Below are 12287 nucleotides of genomic sequence, written 5' to 3'. Positions count from 1 at the left end.
GTGAGTCCGGTTGGCTCCTGTCGACACCGAACCATCCGGAAGCCGGGGCCACACGTCGGCCGCGGGCAGATTGCGCCGATCGGCCGAACACGGCCGGGCCTGGACGCGGGATCCACTCCAGCCGACAGGGCAGCCCTTTTCCGGGTGCGGGCCAGATATGCGCGGGATAGGCTGACCGGCAGGAAGGTCAGGATCTCTGAGCGGTTTACCCGCCGGTCGCCTTGTATGCGATAACCAGCTCTTTCTGCGGCGACCCGACAAGCGGGGTGCACCCTCCTCGCAGTCCGCCGAGGTGGGCAACGGCCAAGTCCTTCTCTCCAGCCGTCTCGCGCCTGGGGCGCCGCAATGGCGCCGGCTTCTGGGCCCGCAGCTTGCAGTCCCCGTGGAGGTTGGGATGCGAGTTGTCGTTGATCTTTCCCGATGCGAGGGGTATGCACAGTGCGCCTTCCTGGCTCCGGAAGCGTTCCGGATGCACGGTGAGGAAGCGCTGATGTACGACCCGAACCCCGACGACGCCCGGCGCGACCAGGTACTGCGCGCCGCGGCGGCCTGCCCGGTCCAGGCGATTCTGGTCGACCAGCTGGAGGGACGGGGCGCACCGGCAGAGGCGTCGACACCATGACCAGCGCCGACAATCTGCAAGCGTTCAAGCGTGACGGCCGTATCGTGGTCGTCGGGGCGTCACTGGCGGGACTGCGGGCCGCGGAGGCGTTGCGCGAGGAGGGTTTCACCGGGTCGCTGACCATGATCGGTGACGAGCTGGGCGAGCCCTACGACCGGCCTCCCCTGTCCAAGCAGGTACTGACCGGGTGGGTGCCGGCCGACGGGACCAAGCTGCCGCGACGTCGTGAGATCGACGCGGAGTGGCTGCTGGGCGTGCCCGCCAGCGGACTGGACCTGGCGACCAACCACGTGCGACTGGCCGACGGCCGTGAGGTGCCCTTCGACCGAGTTCTGATCTCCACCGGTGTCCGGGCCCGGCCGTGGTTCGTCGAGAGCGAGGCAGCCCTGGACGGGGTGTTCGTCGTGCGGACCCGCGAGCATGCCGAGGGTCTGCAGCGAGCCCTCGCCGCCGGACCCTCCCGGGTGCTGGTCATCGGCGCGGGATTCACCGGCTCCGAGATCGCGTCCATCTGCCGAGAGCGGGACATCCCGGTGACCGTCGCCGAACTCGCGCCGGCTCCGCTGGTGGGGGCGCTCGGCGCCATGATCGGTGAGGTCGCGGCGGACCTGCAGCGCGCCCACGGTGTGGACCTACGCTGCGGGGTCAAGGTGACCCGGCTGGAGGGCGACGCGCAGGGGCGGCTTCGCCGGGCCCACTTCGACGACGGCAGCACGGTCGACGCCGACGTGGCGGTGGTGGCGCTCGGAGGCATCCGCAACACCGAGTGGCTGCAAGGCTCCGGACTGGCGGCGGGCGTCTGGGGTATCGCCTGTGACACCGGCTGCCGCGCGATGGACCTCAACGGCCTGGTCACCGACGACATCTTCGTCGCCGGGGACGTGGCGCGCTGCCCGAACCCGGTCTACGAGTACCGGCTCATCTCGCTGGAGCACTGGGCCAACGCGGTGGAGCAGGCCGAGGTCGCGGCGCACAACATGGTCAGCGGCCAGGCGGACCGCTGGCCCCACCTGTCCATCCCGCGGTTCTGGTCGATCCAGTTCGGCGTCAACATCAAGTCCGTCGGCGTACCGACCTTCGCCGACGAGGTGGTCGTCGCCCAGGGATCGGTGCCCGATCACCGCTTCGTCGCCGCGTACGGCTACCGGGGCCGCGTCACCGCGGCGGTGAGCTTCAACAACGCCAAGTGGCTGGACCACTACCGCACGCTGATCGAGACGGCCGCACCTTTCCCGCCGCCCTGCCCCGCGGCTGACCAGCCCGTCGACATGAAGCCGGTGCCCGTGGACTTCCCCGGCCCCACCCTGCTCGCCCAGGGCGCCACCGTGGTCGTCACCGGTCACGACCCGAGCGAGCGACGCGTCACGGCCGTACACCAGCACCACCGGTAGGAGGGAAAAGGAGATGACCACGACCGAGACGCCTGGCATGCTGCGTCGGATCCTCGACTACTCCTCCCGGGCCGACCCGTACCCGCTGTACGCCGAACTGCGCAGGACGCCGGTGGCCCGGCAGGAGGACGGCAGCTACGTCGTCAGCACCTACCGCGAGATCACGGACCTCCTGCACAACCCGCACCTGAGCTCCGACGCCCGCAATCTCGCGCACCCGATGGCGGGAGCCGGGGAGCAGGCCACGCCCGCGTTCATCAACCTCGACCCGCCCGAGCACGACCGCCTGCGGCGCATGGCGATGCGCCATTTCGGTCCCCCGCACACCCCGGGGCTGGTGACGGGCATGGAACCGGCCCTGACCACCACCGTCAGCGGCCTGATCGACGACTTCGCAGGCAAGGAGCAGATCGACATCGTCGACGACTTCGCCTACCCGTTCCCCGTCGCCGTGATCTGCCACCTGCTCGGCGTGCCACGCGAGGACGAACCGAGGTTCCACCTGTGGGTGAACGACCTCATCAACTCGATCGACTACGACCCCAAGACCGATCCGAAGGAAAAGCTGGACAAGGGCGTGCAGGCCCGCAAGGACCTGCGGGAGTACCTCGGCGGGCTGCTGGAGCAACGCCACGGTGGGCAGGGTGACGACCTGTTGTCCCGGCTGGCCAACGACGACGGGCCCGACGGGCGGATGACCGACGAAGAGATCGTCGCCACCGCGAACCTGCTGCTGGTCGCCGGCCATGAGACCACCGTCAACCTCATCACCAACGGCATGCTGACGCTGCTGCGCAACCCGCCGGTGCTGCAGCGCCTGCGCGACGAACCCGACCTCGTCGTACCACTGGTCGAGGAACTGCTGCGTTACGAACCCCCCGTGCACATCATCCCCTGGCGGGCGGCCTACAGCGACATCACCGTCGACGACACCGTCATTCCCAGGGGTTCGCAGGTCATGCTCATCCTGGCCTCGGGCAGCCGTGATCCTAAGCGCTTCCACGAGCCCGACCGCTTCGACCCCGATCGCCGGGACAACCAGCACCTCGGCTTCGGCAGCGGCATCCACCTGTGCTTCGGCGGCCCGCTGGCCCGGCGGGAGACCCAGATCGCGCTGACCGAGCTGGTACGCCGCCTCGACCGGCCCGGGCTGGTCGCCGACCCGCCGCCGTACCGGCGCAGTCCCGTCCTTCGTGGTCCGATCCACCTGCACATCGAGCAAGGCGGCGCATAGCGCGCCCGCCGAGAACAGCAGCGCCAGACCGAGGATCTTGATGGGCGTGAAGCGGTCGATCGCCGCCATCCGCTTCGGGAGCTGCGCCTGGGTGGCGTCCTTGGGGCGGCGCTGCCACTGACGAGCACCGAAGACGGCAAGGAGTGCGCCCAGAACGAGTTAGAGAACCGGTCGCACTACCCTTTTGACCAGTGGCTTCAAGTTGGCGGAGGCTCAATGTCCGCAGGACCCGGCGGACTATGGCCTGGTTGTGCTACGGCGCGGCCACGGAGCCCGTGCCGGCTACGGCCGTGGCAGGTGTGAGGGCCTCCGCGATGCCTCGGTCGTCCTCGACGACCAACTCCCGTGTTTTCTCGGCCACGCCCGTGTCCCTGGCGCTCATGCCCGTCGTCCGCCCCCGCCGACGGGGAGATCAGCTGTACAACCCCGACCCGCAGCCCGCCCTTCGCGCCGAATTCGACGGCAGGGCCGTTCGCCCCTGTAGCGCACTGTCCGTCCCACCCCGTCGTACCGGCACGGAAGTCGGTCAGCCACCTGGCCGCCATGGGGTTCAGCCAGGGCGTGGTGCTCAGTGCATCCGGTTCAGCGCCGCCCGGAAGGCGGCGGATCCTTCGTGGTGCCCTACCCGCCCCGTCGGCCAAGTGCTCGTGCAGCTCCACTGCGGCTGTGCCTTCCCACAGGCTGCAGGCGGGTCAGTGGGGGGCCGGTCTGCTTCGCCTGGGCTGCGAACAGCATGTACGTGGCGCAGGCAAGGGCCTCGCCGTACATCGCGGTGTCCAGGTTGGTCTTCGTACGGGCGGAGCGCACCTGGGGCAGCCCGGCCTGAGGTCGCTCTCGTACCGCTTCGCGCAGGGCATCTTCGAGGCCGGCTGCCGCCTGTTCCGCGCGCAGCCGGGCGGCGTCGTCAGCGATCAGCATGTGGCCCACGCGGCCGTAGGCCCTCCGGCGGTTGGCGTTCGCGCCCCGGACCACGGACGACCGGGCAGACGGCCCGGGCCGCGACCGCGAGGCTGACGGGTCCCAGTAGCATCCCGCGATCTCGCAGCGCCCACATGACCCCATGACCAGCGCGAAATCCTCGGGCGCCGTCCGAAGCAGCGCGGACACGGCGGCCACCATGACGTCTGGATTGGGTCCGGGCCCGTTCCACGCTCGACGCGACGATGTGCTCGGCCATACCTCCTCGGCCGGACGGTCGGTGCAGAAGGACGGTTGGGCCCCTCGTACAGCTCCCAGAGGGAGGCATGGGCGAGGCTGAGGGGCAGACCGTGCCGTGCCGCCTCGTCCAGGGCCCAGTCGACCGCTGCCAGACTGGAGTCGGATCCGTCGACGCCCACGACGAGTGGGAGTTCCATAGCCGGCCACCGCCTTCTCGTCCGGCAGCCGAGATTCTCCTGTGAATACCGTCGCACCGCCTGCCCGGCGCCGCGACACGCCACCGAGCCGAGACAGGGCGGCTCTCCGGCCGGTTACCGACCCGCCAGGTCCTCGCGCTCGCCGGAGTCCACCTGGTCTCCGGCTGGACCAGGTGAAGGCCGAGCTCGTCCGTCTCCGCAAGATCGTCGCCGGCGCTGCCGACACGGGGCAGAGGGACCATTGGACTCCCGCAGCTGCCCACGTGGCTCTGTCGGCGCGGCGCCGTACGGGAAATGCTGCGATCGTTGGACTTGAGGGGACGGCGAGGTTCCACATGCCGTCCGCTGCGCCGAAGGAGGCCGGTCATGAGTGCCGACGCCGATGTGAACGCCTCCCGGCCGCCCGCGTGCGACGAGCTCGTCATGGGCAAGGACGGCATGGCCGCGCTCGTGGACGTGCTGATCCGGCGCGGCTTCACCGTGGTCGGACCCACCGCGCGGGACGGCGCCATCGTCCTGGCGGAGCTGCGGTCCGCCGACGAGTTGCCGTACGGGTGGGGAGTGGAGCTGGAGGCGGGTCGGTACCGGCTGCGGGAGCGGTCGGACGGAGCGGCCTTCGCGAATGCGGCGGGCCCCCAGTCGTGGAAGTCCTTCCTGCACCCGGCGCGAGTGCGTCAGTGGAGCGCCGACCGCGAGGACGGCGAGCTGGTTTTCACGGCCGACCAGGCCACGCCGCCTCGGTATGCCTTCCTGGGGGTGCGCCCCTGTGATCTGCGGGCCATCGCCGTCCAGGACCGGGTACTGACCGGTGGGGCGTACCGCGACCACGGCTACGAGGGGCGGCGCTCCGGGGCCCTGTTGATCGTGGTCGAGTGCACGGAGCCCGGCGCCACCTGCTTCTGCGTCTCGATGGGCACCGGACCTGCTGCCGGTCCCGGCTACGACCTGGTGATGACGGAAGTGGCCGACGATGACGGGCACCGCTTCTGGGTCCGCGGCGGCAGCCGGGAAGGCGCGGAGATCCTGGCCGAACTGCCCGGCCGCCCGGCCGACCCGGAAACCCGGGAGACGGCTCGCGCAGGCGTCACGGCCGCCGCGGACCACATGGGCCGGACCATGCCCGAGGCAGACCTGCGGGAGCTGATGGCCGGAACCCTCGACGCCCCCCGCTGGGACGACGTGGCAGGGCGGTGCCTGACCTGCGGCAACTGCACCATGGTGTGCCCCACCTGCTTCTGCACCACCACCGAGGACGTCACCGACCTCACCGGGGACCACGCGGAGCGGTGGCGGCTGTGGGACTCCTGCTTCGACCTGGACTTCTCCCAGCTGCACGGCGGCCCGGTCCGTGCCTCCTCGCGCAGCCGCTACCGGCAGTGGATGACCCACAAACTCGGCACCTGGTACGACCAGTTCGGGTCGTCCGGTTGCGTGGGCTGCGGACGCTGCATCGTGTGGTGTCCGGTCGGTATCGACATCACCGAGGAAGCGGCCGCCCTGCACGACTGGACGCGGTCCGGGGGGCCGGCATCCGTGCCGGAGCCACCATGAGCACCGTGACGCCCCCGCTGCCGTATCGGGTCGCCGATACCCGGGACGAGACCGGCGACACCCGGTCGATCGAGCTGGTACCGGCAGGGGAAGGCCTGGTGCCCTTCTCGCCTGGGCAGTTCGCGATGATCTATGCCTTCGGGATCGGTGAGGTGCCTGTCTCCGCCAGCGCGCTGCGGGGCCGCCACGGGGGTCTCGTGCACACCGTCCGCGCGGTGGGCGCCGTCTCGACCGCGCTGTACCGGCTGCGCCCGGGGGACACGGTCGGGCTCAGCGGGCCGTACGGCACCGGCTGGGACCTCGAAGCGGCAGCGGACCAGGATGTGCTGGTGGTCGCCGGAGGCATCGGGCTGGCTCCGCTGCGACCGGTCGTACACGCGCTCTTGGGCCGACCGGCCGCGCACGGTCGCCTCGCGGTCCTCGTCGGCGCGCGGACGCCCGCCGATCTTGTCTATCGGGACGAGACCGACTGCTGGCGCAACAGGGCCCAGGTGGAGGTGACCGTCGACCGGCCCGGCCCGGGCTGGCAGGGTGCGGTGGGCGTGGTCACCACGCTCCTGGACCGCCTCGATCTGCACCCCGAACAGACCTGCGCACTGGTGTGCGGACCCGAGGTGATGATGCGTCACACCGCACGCGACCTCGTGGCACGGGGCCTGGCCCCGCACCGCATCCAGGTGTCCTTGGAACGCAACATGCACTGCGCCACCGGCCACTGCGGCCACTGCCAGCTCGGTCCGCTCCTGCTGTGCCGGGACGGGCCGGTCGTCGGCTACGACCGCGTGGCAGACCTGCTCCTCGTGAGGGAGCTGTGACATGGTCACCGACCTCGGCCCGGTCATCCGCACACGGCCGACGCTCGCTGTGTGGAAGTTCGCCTCCTGCGACGGCTGCCAGCTGACCCTGCTCGACTGCGAGGACGAACTCCTCGGCCTCACCGAACGCGTCCGGATCGACCACTTCCTGGAGATGACCCCGGCCGAGGGCGCCGACGGCGGGCGTGCGCGGCTGGAGGGGCGGGGGCCGTACGACCTGTCCCTGGTCGAGGGGTCGATCACCACCGCCGAGGACGCCGAGCGGATCCAGCACGTCCGTCGAATCAGCCGGTATCTGGTGACCATCGGGGCCTGCGCCACCGCGGGCGGCGTACAGGCTCTCCGCAACTTCGCCGACGTCGACGAGTTCCTCGCCGCCGTCTACGCTCAGCCGGAGTACATCGCCACCCTGGAGACCTCGACCCCGATCTCGTCCCACGTGCCGGTGGACTTCGAACTGCGCGGCTGCCCCATCGACCGCCACCAGCTCCTCGAAGTCATCACCGCCTTCCTCGCCGGACGCAAGCCGCAGATCTCCAACCACAGCGTCTGCTTCGAGTGCAAGAGACGCGGCACCACCTGCATCACCGTCGCCCACGGCACCCCCTGCCTGGGCCCGGTCACGCATGCCGGCTGCGGCGCCATCTGCCCCGCTTACGGACGCGGCTGCTACGGCTGCTTCGGACCGTCGAGCAAGCCCAACCTGCGGTCCATGATCGCGCAGCTGCGCCACGACGGGATGAGCGAGCGGGACATCCAGCGTGTCTTCCGCACCTTCAACGCCGCGTCGCCGGAGTATGCACCCGTACCCGACCTCGCGGCCGCGGAGCAGCAGAGCCCTCCGGCCTGACGGACCCCCGCCCGGAAAGGCTCGCATGAACCATCGCGAAACCCGCGTCCTGCGCCTGGACGCGCTGGCCAGGGTGGAAGGCGAGGCCTCCCTGCATTTGCGCGTCGATGGGGACACGGTCGCCGAGACGCGGCTGCGCATCTACGAACCACCGCGCTTCTTCGAGGCCTTCCTGACCGGCCGGGGCCACACCGAGCCTCCCGACATCACCGCCCGCATCTGTGGCATCTGCCCGGTCGCCTACCAGATGAGCGCCTGCCAGGCGATCGAGAACGCCTGCGGCGCCACGGTGGACGGCCCTCTCGCAGACCTGCGCCGCCTGCTGTACTGCGGCGAGTGGATCGAGAGCCATACCCTGCACATCTATCTGCTGCACGCCCCGGACTTCCTCGGGCGTGCGGACGCCGTGGAACTCGCCCGCGATCAGCGTGCCGCCGTCGAACGAGGCCTGCGGATCAAACAGACCGGCAACGCGATCCTCGAACAGCTGGGCGGCCGCCCCATCCACCCCGTGAACGTTCGGATCGGCGGTTTCTACCGGACGCCGGCACCGAATGAACTCCGTCCACTGGCGGAACGGCTGCGGCAAGCCCGGGAGGACGCGCTGGAGACCGTCCGCTGGGTGGCGGCGTTCGACTTTCCGGACGCCGTGTGTGACCACGACCTGTTCGCACTGCGTGATCCCGGCCGCTACGCCATCGACTCCGGAACACCGGCGGTCCTGGCCGCCGACGGCCACGGCGGGGCGTCGAGCGAGTTCCCCCTGTCCGAGTTCGAACAGCACGTCCGGGAAGAGCAGGTACCCCACTCCACCGCCCTGACGGCCACGCTCGACGGCCGCCGCTACCTCACCGGTCCGCTGGCCCGCTATGCGATCAACGGCCGGTGGCTGCACCCCGTGGCCGCCGAGGCGGCGCGAGACGCCGGACTGGGCGACCCCCTGACCGGCGCCGTCTGCGACAACCCCTTCCGGAGCATCGTCGTACGAGCCGTGGAAGTGGTACAGGCCATCGAGGAAGCCCTGCGGATCATCGACGGATACGAACGACCTCCCCGGCCAGCCGTCGACGTCCCACCGCGCCAGGGCGTCGGCGCCGGAGCCACCGAGGCGCCCCGGGGCCTGCTGTACCACCGCTACGCCCTCGCCGAGGACGGCACGCTCACCGAGGCCCGCATCGTCCCACCCACGGCCCAGAACCAGACGGCCATCGAGGAGGACGTGCGCAAGGCGGTCCAGACGCGACTGGAAGCGGCCGGGCCCGCCGCCGACGACGAAGAGCTCACCCATCTGTGCGAACGGGCCATCCGCAACCACGACCCCTGCATCTCCTGCGCCGCCCACTTCCTCGACCTGACCGTGGAACGTCGATGAACAGCCGGGTCGTGGTGATCGGCGTGGGCAACACCCTGCGCGGGGACGACGGGGTCGGCCCGGCGACAGTGGAGGCCTTGCGGGACCGGGTCCCGGACGGAACCGTCCTGACGGTCAGCGACGGCGAACCCGCACGGATGCTCGACCTGTGGCGCGGTGCGGACACGGTGGTCGTGGTGGAAGCCCTCCGGGCCCGGCCGGCCCGGCCGGGGGAGCTGCACACTCTGACAGCGGCGGACGCGGCCTCCCGGACAGCAGCTACGGCGAGCACCCATGCGCTCGGTCTGGGCGAGTGCCTTGCGCTGGCGGAAGCGCTCGGGCAGCTGCCGCAGAGGCTCGTGGTGCACGCCATGGAGGTGGCGGACGTCGAACTCGGCGCCCCCCTGAGCGAAGCGGTGCGGTCGGCGCTCCCCGAACTGATCGACCGGGTCGCCGCTTCCGTTCGGCAGGCCTACGGACCGAACCACGAGGACTAGGTCCACCTCAACGCCGCACGCAGGCGCGGGCCCATGGTCGTCGGAGCACGGCGCAGAACGGGGCACCTCGGATTCCAGCTCGGCCGCGTGAGCCATGCACTCCTCCACCAAGCACAGTGCCCTGTCGCGGTTGTGCCCGGACGGCAGTGAGGCGCTCCAAGGCATGTTCGAGCGCTGACAGCACCGTCGCCCCTGCTGTCCGCCATGCGGCCGGATGCCCATCGTCGGCGGGGTGGCGACGGGTCCCGCAGTGTGGAGAGCAGGGGGCGGACCGGCCGGTGGGCACGGACACGTGAGCAGAGGTGGGACGCGTGGACACGGATGTCTCGGAGCCACGGGTCGTGGTCGGGGTCGACGGGGCGCAGTCCTCGTACGAGGCCCTGCGCTGGGCCGTGCGCTACGCCGGGCTGGTCGGCGGCACCGTGGAAGCGGTCGCGGTGTGGGAGCTGCCGGGCCTGTACGGCTGGTCGGGGCCCGCGGTGGACATGGACGTCGACGAGGAGGAGACCCGGAGAGGATGAGCCAGGAGCTGACCGACGTGCTGGGCGAGGAGGCCGTGGGCTCTGTCCGGACCCGTGTGGTGCACGGCAACCCCGCCGAGGTCCTGCTGCGGGCCGCCGAAGGAGCCCAGGCCCTGGTGGTGGGCAGCCGCGGCAGGGGCGGGTTCGCGCGTGCCCTGCTCGGCTCCGTCAGCCAGCACGTGTCCCAGCATGCGAGCTGCCCGGTTGTGATCGTGCGCTCACAGAAGCGGTGATCCGAGGCCAGGGTGTGCAGCCGGTTCACTGGAGCGCCGCGTGAATCTCCTTGCTCAGCCGCAGGAGCGCCACCGTGTCCGTGGTGTTCTCGTGCCACCCCGGTCCATGGCGTCACAGCGGGCGAGCAGTTCGAGCGGTGCGCCTTCGACACAGGCGAAGAAGACGCCGTCGTGGTGCACGGTGCTCATGAGCTTGCGCGTGGAGTCGAAGGGATGCTCGGCCACCCGGGCAGCCCGGGCCCCTTTCCGCGGATTCAGGCTGGAACACGACCGTGGTCAAGGCGATGGTGGATCCCCGCAGCCGCCTGATCCTCTGCAGCAGCGCGGGTCACCCCCCGCCGATCCTGGTGCACCCGGACGCGGGCTGTGAACTGCTGGACCGGGCCACCGACCCACCTCTGGGCGCCCGCAACCAGCACGTCCCCCGCCCTCAGGCGGACGTGTCCTACGCGCTCGGCGACACCCCCGATGCCCTCGGCCACTGCGCCACCCTCGCCCCGGAGGCCCTGGCCGATGCCGTGCTGGCCCGCCTCGGCCTGGCCGGCGCCCGCGGCGACATCGCTCTGGTCGACATCCGGCTCTGACAGTTGCAGGTGTGCAAGCGGCGGTTGACCATGTGGGTTTGGCAGTTCTGCCCGCTCCCCATCAGAGGCTTGCAAAGAAGGGGTGAGCCATGCCTGCCAGAGCGTCGCCGAGATCCGTCCCCGGGGTGGGTGCATCGTGTGCCTTTTCCCAAGTGAGGCCCGAATTCTGGCTCTTTCTTCCCTGTGCCACAGGAACCCCACAGGAGAGACTTCCAGGCATGATCAGAGCAAGAGGCGTGCGCCTCATCATCCTGCTCGCTACGAGCTGTCTCGTGCTGCTGGGCGTCCAGGCCGTCCCGGCCTCCGCGCAGGTTTTCTGCGGCACTCACTCGGTCGACGGCGCGATCTGGACCCAGTACACGCAGACTCCCGGCATGCAGGGCGCCCTGGGCTGCCCCACCAGTGACGAACTCGCTGTTCCCGACGGTGTGGGACGCCGTCAGGTCTTCGAGCACGGTTCCATCTACTGGAGCCCCGACAGCGGCGCCCACACCGTGTGGGGCGTCATCGGCGACAAGTGGGGCCAATACGGCTGGGAGGGCGGCAACCTTGGCTACCCCCTGACCGATGAGATCAAAAACCCCGACGGCCGGGGTGTGCGTCAGCAGTTCCAGCGCGGTTCCATCTACTGGAGTCCCTCCACCGGGGCACACCCCGTCTGGGGACTGATCGGCTGGTACTGGGGCAAGCAGGGTTACGAAGGCGGCTTCTTCGGCTACCCCACCAGCGACGAGTACCCCGGCACCAAGATCGGTGGCCCGGAGGACGCCAACGCCGGTGTGCGCCAGGACTTCGAGCACAGCCGCTACCTGCTCTACAGTCCCGGCCAGGGTTCCGCTCCGGCCGCCTTCGACTCTTGCGGCAACGCGTGCATCGGTTACGGAGCCGCCGTCAACTCAAGGTGGGTCGTGAAGACAGAGGTGTACGTCAACCTGGGAGACCAGCGCGCCCGCACCGTCGACATCACTCCCACCAACGCCGCGTACAAGACGGTCAACCCCCTCGTCGACAGTGCGGTGGATGACATGAGCGGGCTGTGGAAGCAGACCTGGTCCAACCTGGACCCGATCTACTTTCCCAACGCGACGCAGACCGAGACCAATTCGGTGTACGAGCAGCTGTACTGCCACGCGAAGTACTCCTACGCCAAGAACTCGGCGGAACACTTCGGCGGCCCGACCTGGGACCTTGAGGTGTGGCGCCCGGACATCGGCATGGACAACTTGAAGATGCTCCAGTCCAAGTGCAACTGGGGCCCCGACTTCCCCCAGTAGGGCGTTTTC

13 protein-coding genes and 2 pseudogenes are annotated in these 12287 nt (G+C 70.1%); 12 read left to right on the top strand and 3 right to left on the bottom strand.

All coding sequences use genetic code 11. The features are described from left to right. Positions 1-394 precede the first annotated feature (394 nt). The 3 genes from ACZ5CZ_RS21415 to ACZ5CZ_RS21405 are packed head-to-tail and all read left to right on the top strand — an operon-like array spanning position 395 to position 3247. Positions 395-622, top strand: coding sequence for a ferredoxin (locus ACZ5CZ_RS21415; protein WP_385841179.1), 228 nt, complete (start codon positions 395-397; stop codon positions 620-622). Beyond that, a complete protein-coding gene (locus ACZ5CZ_RS21410) occupies positions 619-2013 on the top strand; it encodes an NAD(P)/FAD-dependent oxidoreductase (RefSeq protein ID WP_385841178.1) in 1395 nt (464 codons plus the stop codon). The genes ACZ5CZ_RS21415 and ACZ5CZ_RS21410 overlap by 4 nt, the downstream gene beginning before the upstream one ends. 13 nt (positions 2014-2026) lie before the next feature. Next, complete coding sequence (locus ACZ5CZ_RS21405) at positions 2027-3247, top strand: cytochrome P450 (RefSeq protein ID WP_468944968.1); 1221 nt, start codon at positions 2027-2029, stop codon at positions 3245-3247. Between the two features lie 253 nt (positions 3248-3500). Here ACZ5CZ_RS21405 and ACZ5CZ_RS21400 read toward each other — a convergent pair whose 3' ends face one another. Then, a complete protein-coding gene (locus tag ACZ5CZ_RS21400) occupies positions 3501-3629 on the bottom strand; it encodes a hypothetical protein (protein ID WP_385841176.1) in 129 nt (42 codons plus the stop codon). Positions 3630-4158: 529 nt separating this feature from the next. Continuing rightward, complete coding sequence (locus ACZ5CZ_RS21395) at positions 4159-4602, bottom strand: universal stress protein (RefSeq protein ID WP_468944965.1); 444 nt, start codon at positions 4600-4602, stop codon at positions 4159-4161. Positions 4603-4968: 366 nt separating this feature from the next. Here ACZ5CZ_RS21395 and ACZ5CZ_RS21390 point away from each other — a divergent pair, with 366 nt between their 5' ends. The 7 genes and pseudogenes from ACZ5CZ_RS21390 to ACZ5CZ_RS21360 all read left to right on the top strand — a co-directional run bounded on the left by ACZ5CZ_RS21390 (position 4969) and on the right by ACZ5CZ_RS21360 (position 10420). Then, entirely contained in the window at positions 4969-6153 is a 1185-nt protein-coding gene (locus ACZ5CZ_RS21390) for a 4Fe-4S dicluster domain-containing protein (protein WP_468944963.1), read from the top strand. Beyond that, a complete protein-coding gene (locus ACZ5CZ_RS21385) occupies positions 6150-6968 on the top strand; it encodes an FAD/NAD(P)-binding protein (RefSeq protein WP_385841174.1) in 819 nt (272 codons plus the stop codon). Before ACZ5CZ_RS21390 ends, ACZ5CZ_RS21385 begins: the two co-directional genes overlap by 4 nt. 1 nt (position 6969) lies before the next feature. After that, the gene (locus ACZ5CZ_RS21380; RefSeq protein ID WP_385841173.1) at positions 6970-7818 is read left to right on the top strand and encodes an NADH-quinone oxidoreductase subunit B family protein; all 849 of its coding nucleotides are present in this window, start codon (positions 6970-6972) and stop codon (positions 7816-7818) included. Positions 7819-7843: 25 nt separating this feature from the next. Next, entirely contained in the window at positions 7844-9190 is a 1347-nt protein-coding gene (locus tag ACZ5CZ_RS21375; RefSeq protein WP_468944959.1) for a Ni/Fe hydrogenase subunit alpha, read from the top strand. Further along, on the top strand, positions 9187-9666 hold the full coding sequence (locus ACZ5CZ_RS21370) for a hydrogenase maturation protease (RefSeq protein WP_385841171.1): 480 nt from the start codon (positions 9187-9189) through the stop codon (positions 9664-9666). Before ACZ5CZ_RS21375 ends, ACZ5CZ_RS21370 begins: the two co-directional genes overlap by 4 nt. Positions 9667-9699: 33 nt before the next feature. Next, positions 9700-9816, top strand: a pseudogene (locus ACZ5CZ_RS21365) (universal stress protein); the annotation flags it as partial. 161 nt (positions 9817-9977) lie between these two features. Continuing rightward, positions 9978-10420, top strand: a pseudogene (locus ACZ5CZ_RS21360) (universal stress protein). A 54-nt stretch (positions 10421-10474) separates the two neighbouring features. On the opposite strand, the gene ACZ5CZ_RS21355 reads toward ACZ5CZ_RS21360, so the two are convergent. Beyond that, complete coding sequence (locus ACZ5CZ_RS21355; RefSeq protein WP_468945082.1) at positions 10475-10678, bottom strand: hypothetical protein; 204 nt, start codon at positions 10676-10678, stop codon at positions 10475-10477. A 14-nt stretch (positions 10679-10692) separates the two neighbouring features. Between ACZ5CZ_RS21355 and ACZ5CZ_RS21350 the strand changes: the two genes are divergently transcribed. Both ACZ5CZ_RS21350 and ACZ5CZ_RS21345 read left to right on the top strand, forming a co-directional pair. After that, on the top strand, positions 10693-11004 hold the full coding sequence (locus ACZ5CZ_RS21350) for a SpoIIE family protein phosphatase (protein ID WP_468944957.1): 312 nt from the start codon (positions 10693-10695) through the stop codon (positions 11002-11004). Between the two features lie 218 nt (positions 11005-11222). After that, on the top strand, positions 11223-12278 hold the full coding sequence (locus ACZ5CZ_RS21345; RefSeq protein WP_385841168.1) for a DUF2599 domain-containing protein: 1056 nt from the start codon (positions 11223-11225) through the stop codon (positions 12276-12278). Positions 12279-12287: the final 9 nt, after the last annotated feature.

The organism is Streptomyces sp. NPDC031418, assembly GCF_055581605.1.
This window is presented reverse-complemented; position numbering and strand designations above follow the sequence as displayed.

What these genes read in the sequence shown, in the direction of transcription:
- ACZ5CZ_RS21405 (WP_468944968.1), top strand. Translation starts at nt 2,027, where the DNA reads ATGACCACGACCGAGACGCCTGGCATGCTGCGTCGGATCCTCGACTAC.
- ACZ5CZ_RS21390 (WP_468944963.1), top strand. Translation starts at nt 4,969, where the DNA reads ATGAGTGCCGACGCCGATGTGAACGCCTCCCGGCCGCCCGCGTGCGAC.
- ACZ5CZ_RS21415 (WP_385841179.1), top strand. Translation starts at nt 395, where the DNA reads ATGCGAGTTGTCGTTGATCTTTCCCGATGCGAGGGGTATGCACAGTGC.
- ACZ5CZ_RS21410 (WP_385841178.1), top strand. Translation starts at nt 619, where the DNA reads ATGACCAGCGCCGACAATCTGCAAGCGTTCAAGCGTGACGGCCGTATC.
- ACZ5CZ_RS21380 (WP_385841173.1), top strand. Translation starts at nt 6,970, where the DNA reads ATGGTCACCGACCTCGGCCCGGTCATCCGCACACGGCCGACGCTCGCT.
- ACZ5CZ_RS21385 (WP_385841174.1), top strand. Translation starts at nt 6,150, where the DNA reads ATGAGCACCGTGACGCCCCCGCTGCCGTATCGGGTCGCCGATACCCGG.
- ACZ5CZ_RS21395 (WP_468944965.1), bottom strand. Translation starts at nt 4,602, where the DNA reads ATGGAACTCCCACTCGTCGTGGGCGTCGACGGATCCGACTCCAGTCTG.
- ACZ5CZ_RS21370 (WP_385841171.1), top strand. Translation starts at nt 9,187, where the DNA reads ATGAACAGCCGGGTCGTGGTGATCGGCGTGGGCAACACCCTGCGCGGG.
- ACZ5CZ_RS21375 (WP_468944959.1), top strand. Translation starts at nt 7,844, where the DNA reads ATGAACCATCGCGAAACCCGCGTCCTGCGCCTGGACGCGCTGGCCAGG.
- ACZ5CZ_RS21345 (WP_385841168.1), top strand. Translation starts at nt 11,223, where the DNA reads ATGATCAGAGCAAGAGGCGTGCGCCTCATCATCCTGCTCGCTACGAGC.
- ACZ5CZ_RS21400 (WP_385841176.1), bottom strand. Translation starts at nt 3,629, where the DNA reads ATGAGCGCCAGGGACACGGGCGTGGCCGAGAAAACACGGGAGTTGGTC.